This window comes from Pseudomonas putida (genome assembly GCF_005080685.1).
Classification (GTDB): Bacteria; Pseudomonadota; Gammaproteobacteria; order Pseudomonadales; family Pseudomonadaceae; genus Aquipseudomonas; species Aquipseudomonas putida_V.
Genome location: NZ_CP039371.1, coordinates 1,219,384 through 1,240,747, shown reverse-complemented (window position 1 = coordinate 1,240,747; position 21,364 = coordinate 1,219,384). Strand labels below are relative to the sequence as shown.

Genomic DNA, 21,364 nt, shown 5'->3' with positions numbered 1-21,364 from the left:
AAGCCCATGAACAAGCTGGCCGAAATGGTCCAAGCGCAATTGCTCGATGCCATCAGCAACGACGACCTGGTCCTGCCCACCCTCCCGGAAGTTGCCCTGAGCATCCGTGATGCCGCCGAGGACAGCGAGATCAGCGTGGCCGCCCTGAGCAAGGTGATCGGCCGCGATGCGGCGCTCTCGGCACGCCTGATCAAGGTGGTCAACAGCCCCCTGCTGCGTGCGGCGGTGGAAGTCACCGACCTGCATACGGCGATTACCCGGCTGGGCATCAACTACAGCTGCAACCTGGCCATCGGCCTGGTGATCGAACAGATCTTTCATGCCCGCTCGCCGGCAGTCGAGCAGAAACTGCGGGATATCTGGGCCAACAGCCTGGAAGTGGCCGGCATCAGCTATGAATTGTGCCGTCGCTACACCCAACTCAAACCGGACCAGGCCACCCTTGGCGGCCTGGTCAACCAGATCGGCGCGCTGCCGGTGCTGATCTACGCCGAGGAACACAACGAGCTGCTGTCCGACCCGGTGTGCCTGCATTACGTGATCGAACAGATCCAGCCGGTGTTGGGGGACAAGATCCTGTCGTCGTGGGAGTTTCCCGAGCAATTGGTCAATCTGCCGAGCCAGGTGCAGGATCTGGATCGGCACACCGACAAGGTGGACTACATCGACATCGTGCAGATCGCCCGTTGCATTAGCCAGCGTGGGCGCAGCCGGCCACTGGCGGCGCTGCCGGCGTACCGGCACCTAGGGCTGCCGTTTGGCACCGAGCTGGAGATTGGCGAGCTGCTCGAGGCCCGGAGCATGTTGCGCTGACGGGTGGTTTGTCCGTACCGGCCCTTTCGCGGGTGAACCCGCTCCTACAGGACCTGGGCCACCCGTGAAGGGCCGGTACGACAGCGAATCAATCGGCGGGGAAACTTACCCGCACCTTCAACCCGCCCTTCTCCCCATCATGCAGGCTGATCTGTGCCAGGTGCGCCCGGCAGATCTCACCGACGATTGCCAGGCCCAGGCCACTGCCCTGGGCGCTGCGTCGATAGAACCGCTCGAACACGCGCGCACGCTCCTCCTCGGGAATCCCCGGGCCATCGTCCTCGACTTCGAGCACCGCCGGCGCCACAACCCGCAGGATCACGTTCCCCCCCACCGGCGTGTGGGCCAGGGCGTTGTCGACCAGGTTGCTGAGCAACTCGTTGAGCAGGGTCGGCTCCCCTTTGAGCCACACCGGCTGCTCGGCCTCCAATGCCAAGGCCACGCCACGCTTGTGCGCAAGTGGCGCCATGGCCATGCCCAGCTCGCGCGTGAGCTGGCTCAGGTCCAGGCGCTGGGCGCCCCCTTCGGCAATCGCCCGGGCCCCGTTCTCCACGCGCGCCAACGACAGCAGCTGATTGGCCAGGTGGGTCAGGCGATCGGTGCCCTGGACCGCAGCGTCCAGGGTCTGGCGCCACTGCTCGGGCTGCTCCGAGCGCAGGCCCAGTTCGACCCGCGCCTTGAGCGCTGCCAAGGGTGTGCGCAACTCGTGGGCGGCATCGGCGATGAACTGCGCCTGGCGCTCGAACTGCGCGCGCAGGCGCTCGGTGAAGTGGTTGAGCGCGCCCACCAGCGGCCGCAGCTCGCGCTGCACCGGTACCACCGGCAAGGCTCGCAGGTCGTCGGGCTGGCGTTCTTCGACCGCCGAGCGCAAGCGTTCCAGAGGCCGCAGCGCGGCGCTGACGGCAAACCAGACCATCAGCAACGCGCCGAGCGCCAGCATCCCCAGGCGCAACAAGGTATCGGCCATCAACCCCCGCGCCATGCGTACCCGTGCTTCTTCGGTTTCCGCCACGCGGATCTCGGCCATGCCATTCATGTTCGGCTCGCTCACCGCCCGCAGCAGGCTCACCACACGCACGTCCTGGCCGAGGTACGTGGCGTTGTAGAAGCGCGCCAGCGCCGGGTAGTCATCGGTGCGGGGCGTACCCGGCGGTGGCGATGGCAGGTTCTCGTAGCCCGAGATCAACGTGTGGTCGATGTCCAGCACCTGGTAGTAGATGCGCCCGGCACTGTCGTAGGCGAACGTGTCCAGGGCCACGTAGGGCACATCGGCGCTCAGGCTGCCGTCACGCTGCGAAAGGCCGGCGGCGATGGTCCGCGCCGAGGCCAGGAGAGTACGGTCGTAGGCAGTGTCGGCCGCCTCGCGGCCGTTCCAGTACGCGCTCAAACCACTGGCCAGCATCAGCACCACCAGCAGCAGCGCCAGGTTACCCAGCAGCCGCCCGCGCAGGCTGCCGGCGTCACGCATCGCGATGCTCGAGCAGGTAGCCCAGGCCCCGGAAGGTGACGATGCCCACCGGCTGGCCGTCGAGCTTCTTGCGCAGGCGATGGATGTAGATCTCGATGGCGTCCGGGCTGGCTTCCTCGTCCAGGCCGAATACCTGAGCGGCCAGTTGCTCCTTGCTCATCACCCGGCCTGGGCGGGCAATCAGGGCTTCCAATACGCTCTGCTCGCGCAGGGTCAGGGTCAGGTTGTCCTCGCCCAGGCTGAAGCGCCGGGTGTCCAGGTCGTAGACCAGCGGCCCGCAGCGCTGCTGGCGCTCGCCACCGAGCACGCTGCGGCGCAGTAGGGCCTTGACCCGGGCCTCGAGCTCGCTCAGCTCGAAAGGCTTGGCCAGGTAGTCGTCGGCCCCAAGGTTCAGGCCATGAACGCGGTCCTTGACGTCGCTGCGCGCGGTCAACATCAGCACCGGCAGGTTCTTGCCGCGACCGCGCAGGCGCGCCAGCACCTCGAAACCGTCCATGCGCGGCAACCCGACATCGAGCACCGCCACGGCATACTCCTCGCTGGCCAGGGCCAGGTCGGCGGCCACGCCGTCATGCAGCACATCCACGGTCAAGCCTTGGCTCTTGAGGGCCAGGGCCACGCTTTCAGCCAGTTGCAGATGGTCTTCGACCAGCAGCACACGCATCGGATTCTCCCCTGCTCGGGTGGGCGGTGGCGCGGAGTTTACCGCTGTCCTCGGCCCTGTGAAGCCCTTTGTAGCAATCCTTTTACAGTGAAAGGTTGGTGAAAGGTTCGTTACCTAGCATCGCACCACGGTCGCACTACGCGCCGAAAAAAGCACCAGCAAGGTGCAACGAATAAGAACAAAAAAACGGAGTCATCCCGATGCTGTCATCGCAGCCTCAGGCGTTCGCGCCTAGCCGTTCCCTGTCCGCACGTCCCTCTGCCCTCGCCAGCGCCCTTGCGCTTGCCGGCGCCGCCCCGCTGAGCCAAGCCGCCTTCCTCGAAGACAGCACGGCCACCTTCGAAACCCGCAACATGTACTTCAATCGCGACTTTCGCGATGGCACCAGCGCGCAGCAATCCAAGCGCGACGAGTGGGCCCAGGGTTTCATGCTCAACTTCGAGTCCGGCTACACCGAAGGCACCGTGGGTTTCGGCCTGGATGCGCTGGGCATGCTGGGCATCAAGCTCGACTCCAGCCCCGACCGCGCCGACACCGGCCTGCTGCCCACCCATGACGACGGCAGGGCCGCCGACGAGTATTCCAAGCTCGGCCTGACCGGCAAGGTGAAGGTGTCGCAGACCGAACTGAAGATCGGCACCCTGATGCCGGAGCTGCCCACCCTGCAGCCCAACGACGGGCGCATACTGCCGCAAACCTTCGAAGGTGGTCTGCTCACCTCGCGGGAGATCAAGGGCCTGACCTTCACCGGCGGGCGCCTGGACAAGGCCAAGGATCGCAACGACAGCAACTGGGAAGACCTCGCCCTCAACAACAAGAATGGCCGTTTCGGCGGTACGTTCAGCGCCGACAACCTGGCCCTGGCCGGCCTGGACTACCAGTTCAGCGATCGTCTGACCGGCAGCTACCACTTCGCCCAACTCGACGACATCTACCGCCAGCACTTCATCGGCCTGGTCGCCAGCCAGCCGTGGGGCCCAGGCACCTTCGGCGCCGATCTGCGCCTGGCCCTGAGCGACGACGCAGGCCAGGCCAAGGCCGGGCGCATCGACAACACCACGTTCAACGGTATGCTCAGCTACGCCCTGGGCGGCCACAAGGTCAGCGCCGCCTGGCAGCAACTGTCCGGCGACAGCGCCTTCCCGTACGTCGATGGCGCCGACCCGTACCTGGTCAACTTCGTCCAGATCAACGACTTCGCCGGCGCCGACGAGCGCTCCTGGCAAGCGCGCTACGACTACAACTTCGCGGCCCTCGGCGTCCCTGGCCTGACCTTCATGACCCGCTACATCAGCGGCGATAACGTCAGCCGCGCTGCTGGTGGCGAAGGCAAGGAGTGGGAGCGCAACACCGAGCTCAAGTACGTGGTACAAAGCGGCCCGCTGAAAAACGTCGCCGTGCGCCTGCGTAACGCCACCTTCCGCTCGAACTTCGCCCGCGATGCCGACGAAGTGCGCCTGCTGGTGAGCTACAGCGTGGCCCTCTGGTAACACCCCATAACAACAACGCCCACGGAGATAGACGATGACCTTTCCACTGCGCCGCCTCGCCCTCGCCACTGGCTGCCTGCTGCTGGCCAGCAGCGCCATCGCTGCCGAACCGAAACGCCCCGAATGCATCGCGCCGGCCTCGCCCGGCGGTGGTTTCGACCTGACCTGCAAGCTGGTGCAAAGCGCCCTGGTACAGGAAAAAATCCTCAGCAAGCCGATGCGCGTCACCTACATGCCTGGTGGTGTCGGTGCGGTGGCGTACAACGCCGTTGTCGCCCAGCGCCCCGGCGATGCCGGCACCCTGGTGGCCTGGTCCAGCGGTTCACTGTTGAACCTGGCCCAGGGCAAGTTCGGCCGTTTCGACGAGAACGCGGTGAAATGGCTGGCAGCCGTTGGTACCAGCTATGGCGCCATCGCGGTGAAAAACGATTCGCCCTACAAGACCCTCGACGACCTGGTCGCGGCCCTGAAGAAAGACCCAAGCAAGGTGGTGATTGGTTCCGGCGGCACCGTTGGCAGCCAGGACTGGATGCAGACCGCGCTGATCGCCAAGGCCGCCGGCATCAACCCGCGCGATCTGCGCTACGTGGCCCTGGAAGGCGGCGGCGAGATCGCCACTGCGCTGCTCGGCGGTCACATTCAGGTGGGCTCCACCGATATCTCCGACTCCATGCCGCATATCCAGAGCGGCAACATGCGCATCCTCGCGGTGTTCTCGGAAAACCGCCTGGACGAGCCGGAAATGAAGGACATCCCCACCGCCAAGGAACAGGGCTACGACATCGTCTGGCCAGTGGTGCGCGGCTTCTACCTCGGGCCGAAGGTAAGCGACGAAGACTACGCCTGGTGGAAAGCCTCGTTCGACAAGATGCTGGCCTCGGAAGACTTCGCCAAGCTGCGTGACCAGCGCGAGCTGTTCCCGTTCGCCATGACCGGCGAGGAGCTGGATGCCTATGTGAAGAAGCAAGTGGCTGACTACAAGGCGCTGGCCAAGGAATTCGGCCTGGTTCAGTAAGCCGCTTACACCAACCCGCCGATCCCTGTAGGAGCGGGTTTACCCGCGAATGCGTCAGCCCAGACTCCACCGCTGGAGCGACGGGCGCCTTCGCGGGTAAACCCGCTCCTACAGCGACCGTGTCGTGCCGTAAAACAACGAGGATTTCCCAATGATCCTGCAACGCATTTTCGCCCTGGCCCTGCTGGCGGTATGCGCCGCCCTGGCCGTCATGGCCTGGCCCTACCAGGCCGCGTTTTCCTATGAGCCGGTGGGGCCACGCGCCTATCCGCTGCTGATGCTCGGCCTGATGAGCCTGGGCCTGCTGTACCTCGCCATCCGCCCGACACCCATCGTGCACAAGGACGACGAACCCGAGCTCGACCGCGCCACACTGATCAAGATCGCCACCTGCATCGGCCTGCTGCTGGTCTTCGCCAGCACCTTCGAAGCCCTGGGCTTCATCATCAGCTCGATCCTGGTCGGCATCCCCATGGCCCGCCTGTATGGCGGCCGCTGGTTGCACAGCACCCTGGTGGTGGTGGGCATGAGCCTGTTCCTCTATTGGCTGTTCGATCGCGTCATGGACGTACCCCTGCCCCTTGGCCTGCTGAGCGTACTGGAGAACTGACACATGGATACCTTGAGCTACCTGGGCCAGGGCTTCGGCGTCGCCCTGAGCCCCTACAACCTGGTCACCGCCCTTTCCGGCACCCTGATCGGCACCGTGGTCGGCCTGCTGCCGGGCCTGGGCCCGATCAACGGCGTGGCCCTGCTGATCCCGATCGCCTTCGCCCTCGGCCTGCCGCCGGAGTCGGCATTGATCCTGCTGGCCGCGGTGTACCTGGGCTGTGAATACGGCGGGCGGATCAGCTCGATCCTGCTGAACATCCCCGGCGAAGCCTCCACCGTGATGACCACCCTGGACGGCTACCCGATGGCCCGCAACGGCCTGGCTGGCGTGGCCCTGTCGCTGTCCGCCTGGAGTTCGTTCATCGGCGCCCTGATCGCCACCTGCGGCATGGTGCTGTTCGCCCCGCTACTGGCGAAATGGGCGATTGCCTTCGGCCCGGCGGAGTATTTCGTGCTGATGGTGTTCGCCATCGTCTGCCTGGGCGGCATGGCCGGCGACAAACCGCTGAAGACCTTCATCGCTGCGTTGATCGGCCTGTTCCTCTCGGCGGTCGGCATCGACGCCAACAGCGGCGTCTACCGCTTCACCGGTGACAGCGTGCACCTGGCCGACGGCATCCAGTTCGTGGTGCTGGTACTGGGCCTGTTCTCCATCAGCGAAATCCTCCTGCTGCTGGAAAAGACCCACCATGGCCACCAGGCGGTCAAGGCCACCGGACGCATGCTCTTCAACTTCAAGGAAGCGGCCTCGGTGTTCGTGGTCAACATCCGCTGCGGCCTGCTCGGTTTCATCATGGGCGTGTTGCCTGGCGCAGGTGCCACTTTGGCCAGTGCCGTGGCCTACATGACCGAAAAACGCATCGCCGGCACCAGCGGCAACTTCGGCAAGGGCGATGCCCGCGGCCTGGCGGCCCCGGAAACCGCCATCGGCGCCTCCTGCTGTGGCGCCCTGGTACCGATGCTGACCCTGGGCGTACCGGGCTCGGGCACCACCGCGGTGATGATCGGCGCACTGACCCTGTACAACATCACCCCCGGCCCGCTGCTGTTCGAGCAACAACCAGACATCGTCTGGGGCCTGATCGCCTCGCTGTTCATCGCCAACATCATGCTGGTGATCCTGAACATCCCGATGATCCGCATCTTCACCCGCATCCTCGCCGTGCCGAACTGGGCGCTGGTACCGGTGATCGCGATCATCACCGGTATCGGCGTCTATGCCGTGCACGCCACCACCTTCGACCTGTTCCTGATGGTTGGCATCGGCATCATGGGCTACATCCTGCGCAAGCTGGACTTCCCGCTGTCGCCGATCCTGCTCGGCTTCATCCTCGGCGGCTTGATGGAGCAGAACCTGCGCCGGGCGCTGTCGATCTCCAACGGCGAACTGGGCATCCTCTGGTCGAGCCCGATCAGCCTCTCGGTGTGGGTGCTCACCGCCTGCATGCTGACCCTGCCGCTGCTGCGCATCTGGCGCAAGCGCAGCCTGCAGCGCCGGGCCCTGGCCGATGCCTGACCGGTCGTTGCCGCTGTACTGGGCCACTGGGCTGGTCGGCCTTGCCGGCGGTTTTGCCGCCAGCAAGGTCGGCTGGCCTTTGCCATGGATGGTCGGCGCGTTGCTGGCGATCATCCTGGTGCGCTGCCTGACACCCTGGCAGCTGTCGGAAATCCCCAATGGCCGCAAATGCGGGCAGTGCATCATTGGCATCGGCATCGGCCTGCATTTCACCCCAGCGGTGATCGAGCAGGTGGCCAGCCACTTCGCGTTGATCTTCTTCGGCGCGCTGTTCACTACCCTGTCCAGCGTGATCAGCGTGTGGTTGTTGCGCCGCACTGGCGAAGACCGTGCCACGGCATTCTTCGCCAGCATGCCCGGGGGCTCGGGTGAGATGGTCAATCTCGGCGCACGCAACGGCGCGGTGCTCAGCCAGGTGGCGGCAGCGCAGAGCCTGCGGGTGCTGGCGGTAGTACTGTGCGTGCCGGCCCTGTTCAAGTTCCTGCTTGGCGATGGCGTGGCGCTGAATCACACCGGCAGCGTGAGCTGGGAGTGGCTTGCGTTGATCGTGCCGGCAGGCGTGGCGGTCGGTTTCGCCTGGCAACGTCTGCGCCAGCCCAATCCTTGGCTGTTCGGCCCACTGCTGGTGGCCGCGACCGTGAGCCTGGCGGGCGACCTGCAGATCGCCTTGCCCAATGGCGCCAGCCAGATCGGCCAGTGGTTGATCGGCAGTGGCCTGGCGTGCCACTTCAACCGGGCGTTCTTCCGCCGCGCGCCATCGTTCCTGGGGCGCACCTTGTTCGCCACGGCGCTGTGCATGTTGATTGCCGCCAGCGCCGCATGGGGGTTGAGCGTATTGACCGCGCTTGACCTGCGCTCGCTGACCTTGGGCATGATGCCCGGCGGCATCGCCGAGATGAGCCTGACGGCGGAGACCCTGCAACTGTCGGTGCCGCTGGTGACGGCGTTGCAGGTGATGCGCTTGTTGTTCGTGCTATTTCTGGCCGAGCCGTTGTTCAGGTGGTGGAACGCCAACCAGCCTTGATCGCGTCGCCCTCTTCGCGGGTAAACCCGCTCCTACAGGATCTCCATTGCCCTTGAGGATGGTGGGGGACCTGTAGGAGCGGGTTTACCCGCGAAAAGGCCACCGCGAACTACAACGGCGGCAACGCCCAATTGATCGGCGCCAACCCCCGCTGCTCGAGAAACCCATTGGCCCTGCTGAAATGCCCGCAGCCAAGGAACCCTCGATACGCCGACAGCGGCGACGGGTGCACCGATTTGAGCACCAGGTGCTTGGTGCCATCGATCAGCTTCTGCTTGCTCTGGGCATGCGAGCCCCACAGCAGGAACACCACGTTCGGGCATTGCTCGCTGACCACCTGGATGATCCGGTCGGTGAAGAACTCCCAGCCGCGCTTGGCATGCGACGCGGCATTGGCCCGTTCCACGGTCATCGTCGTGTTCAGCAGCAGCACGCCCTGGTCGGCCCAGCTTTGCAGGCAACCATGGTTGGGGATGGGTATGTTCAGGTCGCGCTGCAGTTCCTTGTAGATGTTCACCAGCGAAGGTGGCGTGGCGATGCCTGGTTGCACCGAGAAGCACAGGCCATGGGCCTGGCCGGGGCCGTGGTAGGGGTCCTGGCCGAGGATCACCACCTTCACGTCGTGCAGCGGCGTGGAGTTGAGCGCGTTGAATATCAACGGCCCTGGCGGATAGATCTCCTTGCCGGCAGCGTGCTCCTGGCGCAGGAACTCGCGCAGCTGATGCATGTAGGGTTGGTCGAACTCGCCACGCAAGGCGGCCTTCCAGCTCGGTTCGAGTTTGATGCGATCGTCGTCAGTCATGGAGCCATCCGTAAACAATGGCGCGACACTAGGTAACGCGGCCCCTGCTTGTCAATCGATCCGACCGACGACCGGCATGATCGGCGTGGCAAGCCATACTGGGGAGATGACTTGCGCGAGGTAGTCCATGTCCATTCACTGCGAGGTACTCACCGGTGTCGATGGCGCTCGTATCGGCATCGCCACCCTGGATGCGCCCAAGGCGCTCAACGCCCTTAATCTGCCGATGATCGAACGGCTCGGCGAACAACTGCACGAATGGGCCCGTGACCCCGGCATCGTCTGCGTGCTGCTGCGGGGCAACGGCGCCAAGGCGTTCTGCGCCGGCGGTGACGTCCGCGCCCTGGCCCAGGCCTGTCGCGATCACCCAGGCAGCGTGCCGCCACTGGCTGCCAGTTTCTTCGCCGCCGAATACCGCCTCGACTACGCCCTGCACACCTACCCAAAGCCGCTGCTGTGCTGGGGCCATGGGCATGTGCTCGGCGGCGGCATGGGGCTCTTGCAAGGGGCCTGCGTGCGTATCGTCACGCCCAGCAGCCGGCTGGCGATGCCGGAGATTAGCATCGGGCTGTATCCGGATGTGGGCGCCAGCTGGTTCCTCGCCCGGCTGCCCGGCAAGCTCGGGCTATTTCTCGGCCTGACCGGCGCCCCAATCAATGCTCGCGACGCATTGGACCTGGGCCTGGCCGACCGCTTCTTGGGTGACCAACAGCAAGACGCCCTGATCGAGGAACTGCTGCAACTGAACTGGCAGGAACAGACCGCCCTTCAGTTGAACAGCTTGCTCAAGGCCGAGCAGCATCGCGCCAGCGCCCAACTGCCGGCGGCGCAATGGCTGCCGCGCAAGCAGAGGATCGATGAGTTACTGGATGTCGCCGACGCCGCGGCAGCCTGGCGCGCACTGGAAAGCCTGAAGCACCACAGCGACCCGCTGCTGGCCGAAGCGGGCCAGCGCCTGCACGAGGGCTGCCCGCTGACGGCGCACCTGGTGTGGGAACAGATCAGGCGCGCCCGGCACCTGTCATTGGCGCAGGTGTTCCAGATGGAATACACCTTGAGCCTGAACTGCTGCCGCCACCCGGAATTCAGCGAAGGGGTACGTGCCCGCCTGCTGGACAAGGACAACCAACCGCGCTGGCACTGGCCCGACGTGTCACAGGTACCGGCGGCGGTGGTCGAGGCGCACTTCACCAAGGCTTGGGAGGGGCGCCATCCATTGGCTGACCTCGGCTGACAGCGGCTCTTCTTGCCTTAGCGCTGCCAGTTGCGGTTGCGCTCGCCACGCATGCCGTCGGGTCGGCGGTCGCGGTCACCACGGCCGCTGGAATGCCAGCGGTCATTCTGGTAGCGCTGGCTGTTGTTGCGGTAATCGTGACGGTCCCGGTCACGTCCGTAATCATGACGCTGACGATTGCCATAGTCGTTGCGCGGGTTGCCATGCCACTGGTTCATGCCTGGCCGCGGGTGGCCCTGATAGTGATGCGGCGCGGGTGCCGGCCGGTAGTAGCGTGGTGCGGGCTGATAGTAATATCGAGGCTGCGGCGCTCCATAGTAACGGTCATAGCGGTAGTACCCGGGGTTCACATACCCACCGCTGTAGTAGGTATCCGAGCGATAATAGCCTCCGTCGCCATAATAGGGCGCGCAGGCGGAAGTCATCAGGCCCAACAGGGCGATCAGTAGAATTCGATAGGACATGGCGGCCTCCTGGACCGCAGGGATGCCCGGCCAACGGCGTTGGCGAGCGCCGGCGAGCACACGCTCATCGGCATTGATTAAGACAACTGCGCCGAGGTGCAGTGCCCTTTGTGCAATAATTTGAAACAGGTAGATACAGCGTGAACGATCCCCTGCGCTGCCCCGCGTGCGGTGCTCTCAACCGATGCACCCTGGCCGATCCGCGCACCGCCACGCAGCCCTGCTGGTGCTTCTCGGTCAGCATCGACCCCGCCGTGTTGCAGGCACTTCCCGACGAACTGCGCGACCGTGCCTGCCTTTGTCCGGCGTGCGCCGCAGTCGAGCAACAATTGGCCGCACAAGTGACGCCGCCGACACGATAGACTGCGCCCCCCGATCGATACCGACCTTGCCATGCGCCTCGACCGCTTCTTCGCCAATCTGCCCTGCTACAACCGCCAGCAAGTGCGCCTGTTGCTGGCGCAGCGCCGTGTGCGGCTGGACGGCGAATGGGTGGCCGACCCGCAAAGCGAGGTCCGCGAGTTCAGCCGAGTCGAGGTGGACGACGAGGTGATCCAGGCCGGTCGCCCGGCGCGCTACCTGATGCTGCACAAGCCAACCGGATGCGTCAGCGCCACCCAGGACCCGCAACACCGCACCGTCCTCGACCTGTTGCCGCACCCACTGCGCGAAGACCTGCACATCGCCGGGCGCCTGGACTACAACACCACCGGCCTGCTGATCCTGACCAACGACGGCCAATGGTCGCGGCGCCTGACCCAACCGCAGACCAAACTGCCCAAGCATTATCTGGTCGAGACCGAGGACGAGATCGGCGCGCACTACGCCGCCACGTTCCAGCAAGGCCTGTATTTCGCCTTCGAGAACCTCACCACGCAGCCCGCCCAGCTGGATATCCTCGGCCCGCGCAAGGCGCGGCTGGCGATCGTCGAAGGCCGCTATCACCAGGTCAAGCGCATGTTCGGTTTCTTCGACAACAAGGTGCTGGGGCTGCACCGCGAGAGCATGGGCGCGATCCACCTTGACCCGGCACTGGCCCCTGGGGAGTTTCGCTCGCTCACCGCCGAGGAAGTCGCCTCGGTCTGAAGGCCAGGCGATGTACGGACGTCATACGACCGCTTGGCGGTTCAGGTCATATTTCTCCCTGAGCGGCCCTTGCGGGAACACCGCCTCGCTGCTTGACTGCTAATTCGTCGGTCTGCATGTGACCCGTTGGTCACTCTCGCAGTCCAAGACGCCTTTTTGCCGGCCACCCAAGGCCCAGATGCCCTGGGGCACGGCAGATTGCCCGCCAACAACAATACCGTCGACACGCCTGCCAAGGATCGACACAGGGCCCCGGGTTTTAGCTTCAGGCAAATGCCTACCTGTCATAAAGCACGTGCACCCTAGGTGACGCGAATACCCTTTTTGCGCCAGGAGTCGATGACATGAGGCCAGAAATCGCTGTACTTGATATCCAAGGTCAGTATCGGGTTTACACGGAGTTCTATCGCGCGGATGCGGCCGAGAAGACGATCATCCTGATCAACGGTTCGCTGGCTACCACGGCCTCGTTTGCACAGACGGTGCGCAACCTGCACCCGCAATTCAACGTCGTGCTCTATGACCAGCCCTATGCGGGCAAGTCCAAGCCGCACAATCGCCAGGAACGGCTCATCACCAAGGAGACCGAGGCCTACATCCTGCTGGAGTTGATCGAGCACTTCCATGCCGATCACGTGATGTCGTTCTCGTGGGGCGGAGCCTGCACCCTGCTGGCGCTGGCGCACCAGCCTCGGCTGGTGAAAAAGGCGGTGGTCAGCTCATTCTCGCCGATCATCAACGAACCGATGCGCGACTACCTCGACCGCGGTTGCCAGTACCTGGCCGCGTGCGATCGGTACCAGGTGGGCAACCTGGTCAACGACACCATCGGCAAATACCTGCCGTCGCTGTTCAAGCGCTTCAACTACCGCCACGTGAGCAGCCTGGACAGCCACGAATACGCGCAGATGCATTTTCATATCAACCAGGTGCTGCAGCATGATCTGCAGCGGGCACTGACTGCGGCGCGCAACATCGATATCCCGGTGCTGTTCATCAACGGCGACCTTGACGAGTACACCACCGTCGACGATGCCCGGCAGTTCGGCCGCCATGTGGACAAGAGCCACTTCAGCGTGATCCGCGATGCCGGGCACTTCCTCGACATGGAGCACAAATCCGCCTGTGAAGCCACCCGCGACGCCTTGCTCGGCTTCCTCAAGCCGACCGCGCGTGAGCACCGACCGCGTTACAACCACGCGCAGGAGCAGCATGCACTGGCCATCTGAGCACATCGGCGACCTGGGGTCTCGACCCGCAGGCTACAGGCCGCCGACACGCTTTTTTATAACATGGGCTTCTAATTGCCGGCCGTTTCTGGTACAAAGTCGACCGTTCAAGCGGGTATAGTTTAGTGGCAAAACGAAAGCTTCCCAAGCTTTAGTTGAGGGTTCGATTCCCTCTACCCGCTCCACATCGCATTCCCCCGCATGGCGTTCCAGCAACGTCATCGCTGTCAAAAGGAGCCTCGGCTCCTTTTTTCGTTTCTGTCCTTTCGTTGACCTGGCCCAGGGCGCCCTCCCCCACGTTTCGCTTGAATGCGCAGCGCACGTGTCGGCTTGCAAGCGAAACGGCCAATGGCGAATATGCTTCAAGGATTCGCGAAACATCCTGAAAGGACTGCCATGTTTCTTTCCCGCTGGCTCCCGGGCCTCGCCAACCTGCTGCACTATCGCCGCGAGTGGTTTTCCGCCGATCTCCAAGCCGGGCTATCGGTCGCCGCGATCCAGATCCCCATCGCCATCGCCTATGCGCAGATCGTCGGCCTGCCGCCGCAATACGGCCTATACGCCTGCGTACTGCCGATGATGATCTACGCCCTGGTGGGCAGTTCGCGCCAGTTGATGGTCGGCCCCGACGCCGCCACCTGCGCGATGATCGCTGGCGCCGTGGCGCCACTGGCCATGGGCGAGGTGCAGCGCACCGCGGAGCTGGCGGTCATCGTCACCGTGCTGGTCGGGGTGATGCTGATTGCCGCCGGGGTGGCCCGTGCCGGCTTCATTGCCAGCTTCTTCTCGCGGCCGATCCTGATCGGCTACCTCAACGGTATCGGCCTGAGCCTGATCGCCGGGCAATTGTCCAAGGTGGTGGGGTTCAAGATCGAGGGCGACGGTTTCATCCTCAGCCTGATCAACTTTCTCCAGCGCCTGAACGAAATCCACTGGTTGAGCCTGGCCATCGGCCTCGGCGGGCTGGCCCTGCTGATCTGGCTGCCACGGCGCTACCCTCGCCTACCCGCCGCGCTGGTCACGGTGGCGGTGTTCACCCTGTTGGCCGGCGTGTTCGGCCTGGACCGTTTCGGTGTCGCCATTCTCGGCAAGGTGCCGGCGGGAATACCCCAGCTGGCCTGGCCCCAGACCAACCTGGCGGAAATGAAAAGCCTGATGCGCGATGCCCTGGGGATCGCCACGGTGAGTTTCTGCAGCGCCATGCTCACCGCTCGCAGCTTCGCTGCACGGCATGGTTATGCGATCAACGCCAACCACGAATTCGTCGCTCTTGGCGTGAGCAACCTCGCTGCCGGCATTTCCCAAGGCTTCGCCATCAGCGGCGCCGACTCGCGCACTGCGGTCAACGACATGGTCGGCGGCAAGAGCCAGTTGGTGGGCATCATCGCCGCGCTGGTCATCGCCTTGATCCTGTTGTTCTTCACCGCGCCAATGGCCTGGATCCCCCAGGCAGCGCTGGGCGCCGTGCTGCTGATGGCCGGTTGGGGGCTGATCGACGTCAAGTCGCTGCCGCTGATCAGGCGCCTGAGCCGCTTCGAGTTCTGGCTGTGCCTGCTGACCACGGTCGGCGTGCTGGGCCTGGGTGTACTGCCCGGTATCGTCTTCGCCGTGACCCTGGCGATCCTGCGCCTGTTGCACACGATCTACCAGCCGACCGACGCGGTACTGGGCTGGCTCCCCGGCACCGAGGGCCAGGTCGACATTCGCCGGCACAAGGACGCCCGCACCGTACCAGGCCTTGTGGTGTACCGCTTCGACGACGCGATCCTGTTCTTCAACGCCGACTACTTCAAGACGCGCCTGCTCGAGGCCATGCAGCACGAAAACGAGCCCAAGGCCGTGCTGTTCGACGCCGAGGCTGTCACCAGCATCGATGTCAGCGGCATCGCGGCACTGCGTGAAGTGCGCGATACCCTGGCCGCCCAGGGCATCCACTTCGCCATCGCCCGCGCTCGCGGGACCTTCCTGCGCATGCTGGTGCGCTCGGGCATGGCCCGGGAGATGGAAGACAAGCTGCTGTTCGGTTCGGTACGAGCGGGGATACGGGCGTATCGCGTGTGGCGGAATCGGCAACGGCAGGAGACCTCTGTCTAGCAAAAATGGACGACTTCACAGATCGAATGAGACAAGCTTTTGCAGGGTGCAGCCTCGCACGGCGTGCTAAAGTCCCCGCCGTTTCCCGCTTTGCCGAATGGACCGCGCATGCCAGCTCTCGACGCCCGACTTGCCCCTTGGCCAGAACTCAACCAGCGCCACCCCTGCGACGCCCTGCTGCTCGGCAATGGCGCCAGCCGCGCGCTATGGAAGCCGTTTGGCTATTTCTCGCTGTTCGAAGAGGCCCAGCGCGCTGGTCGCAAGAAAGGCCTGGGGGTCAGTGACCAGGCGTTGTTCAAGTCCTTGGGCAGCGAGCTGTTCGAGCCGCTGTTGAGCACGCTCAACCACACGGTAAGGGCCAACGCCGCGCTGGCCATCAACTCAACCGCGCCGCTGAACCGCTATTACTCGATCAAGGAAGCGCTGATCCATGCCGTGCGTACGGTGCACCTGCCGTGGCCGCTGATGCCTGCCACCAGCCTGGCGGCGATCAACCAGGCCTTGCATGGCTACCGCAGCGTGTACACCAGCAACTATGACCTGATCCTGCCCTGGGCCATGCAACACGCTGCGCAAGGCTTTGCCACGCTGTTCGACGAGCAGGGTTTCTTCGACGTGCGCCGCACGCGCAGCGAGGGCACCCGCGTCCTGCACCTGCACGGCGGCCTGCACCTGCTCAAGCTGCCCGACGGCAGCACGCGCCAGCGCAGTGCCGAAGCCGGCGAACTGCTGGACGGGTTTGCCGTGAACATTCCGGGTGAAGTGCCATTGTTCGTCAACGAAGAACGCAGCGAGGAAAAACTGCGCGCCATCCGCAGCTCCGACTACCTCACCTGGTGCCTCGGTCAACTGGCACAGGAAAGCCAAGGTCTATGCCTGTTCGGTCAGCATCTGGACAGCAGCGACCAGCACCTGCTCGATGCGATCCGCGAGGCACGACCGAAGCATCTTTCAATCGCCATCCGGCCATTGAGCGAAGCGTCGGTGATCAACCAGAAGCAGCATTTCATCGACCGCTTCGGTGACCTGCCGACAACCACCCTGCACTTCTTCGACGCCAGCACGCATCCGCTGGGCGCCGCGGAGCTCGCTATCGAGGCGCCCAAGGCGCACCGCTGAGCCGCTTCGGTTTACTGGCTGGCGCCCCCAAAGACACGCTCATGGGCACGGGAGACATTGACCGACATGGCGACTCGTGCCAGTTCCATGATCTCCTGGCCGATGGAGTAGGTTCCTCGCGCGTGTAGCCAGGCCAATACATCCGCTAGATGCCACAGCGATACGCTGCCTTCATGGATGGGCGCCGGGAAGCTGTGCATATGTGAGAGCATCAACTTGCGCATGTTCTGACGCGATACGCCAATCATTTCCGCGACGTCGGTAAGCCCGACCAGATCAGGTGTCGCTTCGATCAACCGAGCGCTGGGCACAGCCGTTCGCACGTCATTCAAAGCACTTTCGATGGCTTCTCTGGCCGAGCGGGATTCACGCGCGAAAGCTAGCGCCAGGCGACCTGGTTGGCCAATACCGATCACTGCATCGTCACAGCCTGCTTCAGCGAGCCGCTCGAGCAATACGTCGACGTTTTCATCTTCCGGAAGTTGGTACTTGAGGGTGAATTCGTATTCCATTGCTACTTCTCCTCACCGGCCGCCGATATCTCGATAACTGGGCCACGGGTGCAATTACTCACGATTCGCTTCAACTGACGAGCGAAGTTTCCGGGATTTTTTGGAGTGCTCCAGATACTGGTGATGCAAAACTCACCGCATCGACAATCGGCATCGTTGTAGGGGCAATACATCTTTCCCCAACAGTGCCCTCCTCCCGCCACGACTTTCCATCCTTGTGACTCAGCGTGCCTGAGGGCTCGTTCGACCTCTTTCGCGGCATGACTGGGGCGTGACATCAGCTTTCTCCAGTGTGGGCTCATAGCCACAAGGTTGTCAAATGACAACTTCGTGCAGTTCGAGCGGTGAAGACACACTACAGAGCCTTGTTGCTACTGCCACCGCCATTGGAGCGCCATCGGAAGGTTCCCACGGAAATTCAGGATCAGATCAATCCATCGCCCCGCAACAACGTCTCCAAGCAATGCTCCTGCACACCATAAAACGCCTTCAGCTGGGCAATCTTCGCCAACAGCACCTGGCTATCCACTGGCTGACGCCGCTTCACCGCAAGAATCATCTTGTTCTTGTTGGTGTGCTCCAGCGAGATGAACTCGAACACCTTGGTCTCGTAACCGCAAGCCTCCAGGTACAGCGCGCGCAGGCTGTCGGTGAGCATCTCGGCCTGTTGGCCCAGGTGCAGCCCGTATTGCAGCATCGGCTGCAGCAGACCGGGGCTGTGCAACTGGGGGCGGATCTGCTTGTGGCAGCACGGCGAACACATGATGATCGCGGCATTGCAGCGGATGCCGGTGTGGATGGCATAGTCGGTGGCGACGTCACAGGCGTGCAGGGCGATCATCACCTCGATGGCCTCCGGCACCACGCTGCGCACGTCGCCGCATTGGAATTCCAGCCCTGGATGGTCCAGGCGTGCGGCAGCGGCGTTGCACAGGTCGACCATGTCCTGGCGCAGTTCCACGCCGGTCACCTCGGCCTCGCGGCCCAGGGTGTCACGCAGGTAATCGTGCATCGCGAACGTCAGGTAGCCCTTGCCCGAACCGAAGTCGGCCACGCGCAGCACTTGCTCGGCAGGGATCGGTGCGCTGGCAAGGGCATGGTCGAAGACTTCGATGAACTTGTTGATCTGCTTCCACTTGCGCGACATCGCAGGAATCAGCGCCCCTTGCGCATCGGTCACGCCCAGATCACGCAGGAACGGGCGCGATAGCGTCAGGTAGCGCTTCTTCTCTCGGTCGTGTGCCACCGCAGCTGCGGCCTCGCGCGGCGCCTGGGCGCCGTGGCGCTGGAGCATCGGCTTGCCCTTCTTGCTGAAGGTCAGTTGCAACTCGCCATCGGCATCGAACAGGTGGGCATTGCGAAAACCTTCCGGCAGCAACTCGGCGACCAGCGACTGGGCCTCGTCCAGCGGCAGGTTGCGGGTGATGTCGCGGGTCTGGTGACGGTAGACCAGCGACAGGCAAGGCTGGCCCTTGACCTGCAGCGGCTTGGCGATGATGCGCTGCAGGGTCTGGTCGGCGCCCACCGGGCGGGCCAGCACCAGTTTGACCAAGGTGTTGCCGTGCAGGGCAACGCCGAGCTGGTCGAGGAATTGGGCACGCGCATCCGGCGTGGTGGAAGCGGAAGTTGGGGCGGACATGGAAAGCGGGTGCCTCGAATAGCGGGGAGCGCGGGGCGCAATGCCGCGCATTCTACGTCGACGGCCGGGCCAGGCGAAGGCTTTCGCGATGGGCGTGGCATCCCACCTGGTTGATGCCGATAAGTTCTACACTAACGGATTCAGGCATAATCCCCGCCTGGCAGACATGCCACTGGCATGAACAACAACATTCGCCTGAACATTTCGCCCACGCGCGTAGCCCCACCTGGATACGGCCAAGGCCCCGACCACGGAATTCACGATGAAATTGTCTTTGCTGGGCCTGGCCATGGGCCTGGCCACTCAGGCCGCCCTTGCCGCCCCCACCGCCCCACCCCTGCAAGACAAGCAGGCTTTCATCGATCACCTTATCGGGCAAATGACCGAGGCCGAGAAGATCGGCCAGTTGCGCCTGATCAGCATCGGCCCGGAAATGCCCCGCGAGAAGATCCGCGAGGAAATCGCCGCAGGCCGCATCGGCGGCACCTTCAACTCGCGCACCGCGCCCGAGAACCGGCCGATGCAGGATGCCGCCATGCGCAGCCGGTTGAAGATCCCGATGTTCTTCGCCTACGACACCGTCCACGGCGAACGCACCATCTTCCCGATCGGCCTGGGCCTGGCTGCCACCTGGGACATGGACGCCATCGCCAAGGTCGGCCGCACCTCGGCCATCGAGGCCTCCGCCGATGCGCTGGACATGACCTTCGCGCCGATGGTCGACATCGCCCGTGACCCACGCTGGGGACGCACCAGCGAAGGTTTCGGCGAAGATACCTACCTGACCTCGAAGATCGGCCAGGTGATGGTCCGTTCGTTCCAGGGCAGCAGCCCGGCCAACCCCGACAGCATCATGGCCATCGTCAAGCACTTCGCCCTGTACGGCGCGGTGGAGGGCGGGCGCGACTACAACACGGTCGATATGAGCCTGCCGAAGATGTACAACGACTACCTGCCACCCTACCGCGCCGCGCTCGACGCTGGTGCCGGCGGCGTGATGGTGGCGCTCAACTCGATCAATGGCGTGCCGGCCACTTCCAATACCTGGCTGATGAACGATCTGCTGCGCAAGCAGTGGGGCTTCAAGGGCGTGACCATCAGCGACCACGGCGCCATCCAGGAGCTGATCCGCCACGGCGTGGCCCGGGATGGCCGCGAGGCCGCCAAGCTGGCGATCAAGGCCGGCATCGACATGAGCATGAACGACACCCTCTACGGTCAGGAACTGCCGGGGCTGCTGAAATCCGGCGAAGTCTCCCAGGCCGAGCTGGACCAGGCGGTACGCGAGGTGCTGGGCGCCAAGTACGACATGGGCCTGTTCAAGGACCCGTACGTGCGCATCGGCAAGGCCGAGACCGACCTCAAGGACTACTACGGCGACGAGCGCCTGCACCGCGACGCCGCCCGCGACGTGGCGCGGCGCAGCCTGGTGCTGCTGGAAAACCACAAGCAGACCCTGCCACTGAAGAAAGCCGGCAGCATCGCCCTGGTCGGGCCGCTGGCCGATGCGCCCATCGACATGATGGGGAGCTGGGCGGCCGACGGTAAGCCACAACATTCGGTCACCGTCCGCGAAGGCCTGCGCCGAGCCCTGGAGGGCAAGGCCAAGCTGGTCTATGCCAAGGGCTCCAACGTCACCGGCGACAAGGCCATCCTCGACTACCTGAACTTCCTCAACTTCGATGCGCCGGAAATCGTCGACGACCCGCGCCCTGCCGCCGTGCTGATCGACGAAGCGGTCAAGGCCGCCAAGCAGTCCGACGTGGTGGTCGCCGTGGTCGGCGAATCGCGTGGCATGTCCCACGAGTCGTCGAGCCGCACCACCCTGCAGATCCCGGCCGTCCAGCGTGAGCTGATCAAGGCCCTGAAAGCCACCGGCAAGCCACTGGTGCTGGTGCTGATGAACGGCCGTCCCCTGTCGATCGGCTGGGAACGCGAACAAGCCGATGCCATCCTGGAGACCTGGTTCGCCGGTACCGAAGGCGGCAACGCCATCGCCGACGTGCTGTTCGGTGACTACAACCCATCGGGCAAGCTGGCCATCACTTTCCCGCGATCGGTCGGGCAAATCCCGATGTACTACAACCACACCCGCATTGGCCGGCCGTTCACGCCAGGCAAACCGGGTAACTACACCTCACAGTACTTCGAAGAACCGAATGGTCCGCTCTATCCGTTTGGCTACGGCCTGAGCTACAGCACCTTCGAACTGTCGGGATTGAGCCTCTCGGCCAAGGAGCTCAAGCGTGGCGGCGCACTGGAGGCCAGGGTCACGGTGAAGAACACCGGCAAGCGTGATGGCGAGACCGTGGTGCAACTCTACTTGCAGGATGTCTCTGCCTCGATGAGCCGCCCAGTGAAGGAACTCAAGCACTTCCAGAAAGTGATGCTCAAGGCAGGCGAGTCGCGCACCCTGAGCTTCAAGCTCAGCGAGGACGACCTGAAGTTCTACAATGCCCAGCTACAGCGAGTGGCCGAACCTGGCGAGTTCAATGTCCAGGTCGGGCTCGATTCCGAGACGGTGCAGCAGGCGAGTTTCGAACTGCAATAACCGATGCTGGTCTGTAACGGCCCCTTCGAGAC

At 64.1% G+C, this 21,364-nt stretch carries 20 protein-coding genes and 1 tRNA gene; 14 read left to right on the top strand and 7 right to left on the bottom strand.

Annotated features, from left to right (window positions below):
- Positions 1 to 6: 6 nt before the first annotated feature.
- Positions 7 to 813 (top strand): HDOD domain-containing protein, encoded by an 807-nt coding sequence (locus E6B08_RS06040; protein WP_136913190.1) that lies wholly within the window; start codon positions 7 to 9, stop codon positions 811 to 813.
- A gap of 88 nt (positions 814 to 901) precedes the next feature.
- Here the strand turns inward: E6B08_RS06040 and E6B08_RS06035 are convergent, their stop codons facing one another.
- A complete protein-coding gene (locus E6B08_RS06035; RefSeq protein WP_136913189.1) occupies positions 902 to 2,281 on the bottom strand; it encodes a sensor histidine kinase in 1,380 nt (459 codons plus the stop codon).
- Positions 2,274 to 2,945, bottom strand: coding sequence for a response regulator (locus tag E6B08_RS06030; RefSeq protein ID WP_136913188.1), 672 nt, complete (start codon positions 2,943 to 2,945; stop codon positions 2,274 to 2,276). Before E6B08_RS06030 ends, E6B08_RS06035 begins: the two co-directional genes overlap by 8 nt.
- 200 nt (positions 2,946 to 3,145) lie before the next feature.
- On the opposite strand from E6B08_RS06030, the gene E6B08_RS06025 reads away from it, so the two are divergent.
- From E6B08_RS06025 to E6B08_RS06005, 5 genes are all read left to right on the top strand, one after another.
- Positions 3,146 to 4,435, top strand: a complete 1,290-nt coding sequence (locus E6B08_RS06025) for an OprD family porin (protein ID WP_136913187.1) — start codon at positions 3,146 to 3,148, stop codon at positions 4,433 to 4,435.
- Positions 4,436 to 4,469: 34 nt separating this feature from the next.
- Positions 4,470 to 5,450, top strand: a complete 981-nt coding sequence (locus E6B08_RS06020) for a Bug family tripartite tricarboxylate transporter substrate binding protein (RefSeq protein ID WP_136913186.1) — start codon at positions 4,470 to 4,472, stop codon at positions 5,448 to 5,450.
- A gap of 151 nt (positions 5,451 to 5,601) precedes the next feature.
- Positions 5,602 to 6,060 carry a tripartite tricarboxylate transporter TctB family protein gene (locus E6B08_RS06015; protein WP_136913185.1) on the top strand — a complete coding sequence of 153 codons (459 nt, stop codon included), beginning with the start codon at positions 5,602 to 5,604 and terminating at the stop codon, positions 6,058 to 6,060.
- Positions 6,061 to 6,063: 3 nt separating this feature from the next.
- Positions 6,064 to 7,578 (top strand): tripartite tricarboxylate transporter permease, encoded by a 1,515-nt coding sequence (locus tag E6B08_RS06010; RefSeq protein ID WP_136913184.1) that lies wholly within the window; start codon positions 6,064 to 6,066, stop codon positions 7,576 to 7,578.
- Positions 7,571 to 8,602: an AbrB family transcriptional regulator gene (locus E6B08_RS06005; RefSeq protein ID WP_136913183.1), complete on the top strand. Its 1,032-nt coding sequence runs from the start codon at positions 7,571 to 7,573 to the stop codon at positions 8,600 to 8,602. Before E6B08_RS06010 ends, E6B08_RS06005 begins: the two co-directional genes overlap by 8 nt.
- A 109-nt stretch (positions 8,603 to 8,711) precedes the next feature.
- On the opposite strand, the gene ung is transcribed toward E6B08_RS06005, so the two are convergent.
- Positions 8,712 to 9,404 (bottom strand): uracil-DNA glycosylase, encoded by a 693-nt coding sequence (ung, locus tag E6B08_RS05995; RefSeq protein ID WP_136913181.1) that lies wholly within the window; start codon positions 9,402 to 9,404, stop codon positions 8,712 to 8,714.
- A 127-nt stretch (positions 9,405 to 9,531) separates the two neighbouring features.
- Between ung and E6B08_RS05990 the strand changes: the two genes are divergently transcribed.
- A complete protein-coding gene (locus E6B08_RS05990; RefSeq protein WP_136913180.1) occupies positions 9,532 to 10,638 on the top strand; it encodes an enoyl-CoA hydratase/isomerase family protein in 1,107 nt (368 codons plus the stop codon).
- A gap of 17 nt (positions 10,639 to 10,655) precedes the next feature.
- Here E6B08_RS05990 and E6B08_RS05985 read toward each other — a convergent pair whose 3' ends face one another.
- A complete protein-coding gene (locus E6B08_RS05985) occupies positions 10,656 to 11,102 on the bottom strand; it encodes a hypothetical protein (RefSeq protein WP_136913179.1) in 447 nt (148 codons plus the stop codon).
- Positions 11,103 to 11,242: 140 nt separating this feature from the next.
- On the opposite strand from E6B08_RS05985, the gene E6B08_RS05980 reads away from it, so the two are divergent.
- From E6B08_RS05980 to E6B08_RS05955, 6 genes are all read left to right on the top strand, one after another.
- Positions 11,243 to 11,464, top strand: coding sequence for a cysteine-rich CWC family protein (locus E6B08_RS05980; protein WP_136913178.1), 222 nt, complete (start codon positions 11,243 to 11,245; stop codon positions 11,462 to 11,464).
- Between the two features lie 31 nt (positions 11,465 to 11,495).
- Positions 11,496 to 12,188: a 16S rRNA pseudouridine(516) synthase gene (locus E6B08_RS05975; RefSeq protein WP_136913177.1), complete on the top strand. Its 693-nt coding sequence runs from the start codon at positions 11,496 to 11,498 to the stop codon at positions 12,186 to 12,188.
- 344 nt (positions 12,189 to 12,532) lie between these two features.
- The gene (locus E6B08_RS05970) at positions 12,533 to 13,417 is read left to right on the top strand and encodes an alpha/beta fold hydrolase (RefSeq protein ID WP_136913176.1); all 885 of its coding nucleotides are present in this window, start codon (positions 12,533 to 12,535) and stop codon (positions 13,415 to 13,417) included.
- A 111-nt stretch (positions 13,418 to 13,528) separates the two neighbouring features.
- Positions 13,529 to 13,602: transfer RNA gene (locus E6B08_RS05965), tRNA-Gly, on the top strand.
- Positions 13,603 to 13,813: 211 nt separating this feature from the next.
- Positions 13,814 to 15,511 carry a SulP family inorganic anion transporter gene (locus E6B08_RS05960; protein ID WP_136913175.1) on the top strand — a complete coding sequence of 566 codons (1,698 nt, stop codon included), beginning with the start codon at positions 13,814 to 13,816 and terminating at the stop codon, positions 15,509 to 15,511.
- 108 nt (positions 15,512 to 15,619) lie between these two features.
- Positions 15,620 to 16,630 (top strand): DUF4917 family protein, encoded by a 1,011-nt coding sequence (locus E6B08_RS05955; RefSeq protein ID WP_136913174.1) that lies wholly within the window; start codon positions 15,620 to 15,622, stop codon positions 16,628 to 16,630.
- Between the two features lie 11 nt (positions 16,631 to 16,641).
- Here E6B08_RS05955 and E6B08_RS05950 read toward each other — a convergent pair whose 3' ends face one another.
- From E6B08_RS05950 to E6B08_RS05940, 3 genes are all read right to left on the bottom strand, one after another.
- Complete coding sequence (locus E6B08_RS05950; RefSeq protein WP_136913173.1) at positions 16,642 to 17,142, bottom strand: helix-turn-helix transcriptional regulator; 501 nt, start codon at positions 17,140 to 17,142, stop codon at positions 16,642 to 16,644.
- Between the two features lie 2 nt (positions 17,143 to 17,144).
- On the bottom strand, positions 17,145 to 17,420 hold the full coding sequence (locus tag E6B08_RS31050) for a hypothetical protein (protein WP_136913172.1): 276 nt from the start codon (positions 17,418 to 17,420) through the stop codon (positions 17,145 to 17,147).
- A gap of 146 nt (positions 17,421 to 17,566) precedes the next feature.
- The gene (locus tag E6B08_RS05940) at positions 17,567 to 18,781 is read right to left on the bottom strand and encodes a class I SAM-dependent methyltransferase (RefSeq protein WP_136913171.1); all 1,215 of its coding nucleotides are present in this window, start codon (positions 18,779 to 18,781) and stop codon (positions 17,567 to 17,569) included.
- Positions 18,782 to 19,043: 262 nt separating this feature from the next.
- Between E6B08_RS05940 and bglX the strand changes: the two genes are divergently transcribed.
- Complete coding sequence (gene bglX, locus E6B08_RS05935; RefSeq protein WP_136913170.1) at positions 19,044 to 21,332, top strand: beta-glucosidase BglX; 2,289 nt, start codon at positions 19,044 to 19,046, stop codon at positions 21,330 to 21,332.
- Positions 21,333 to 21,364: the final 32 nt, after the last annotated feature.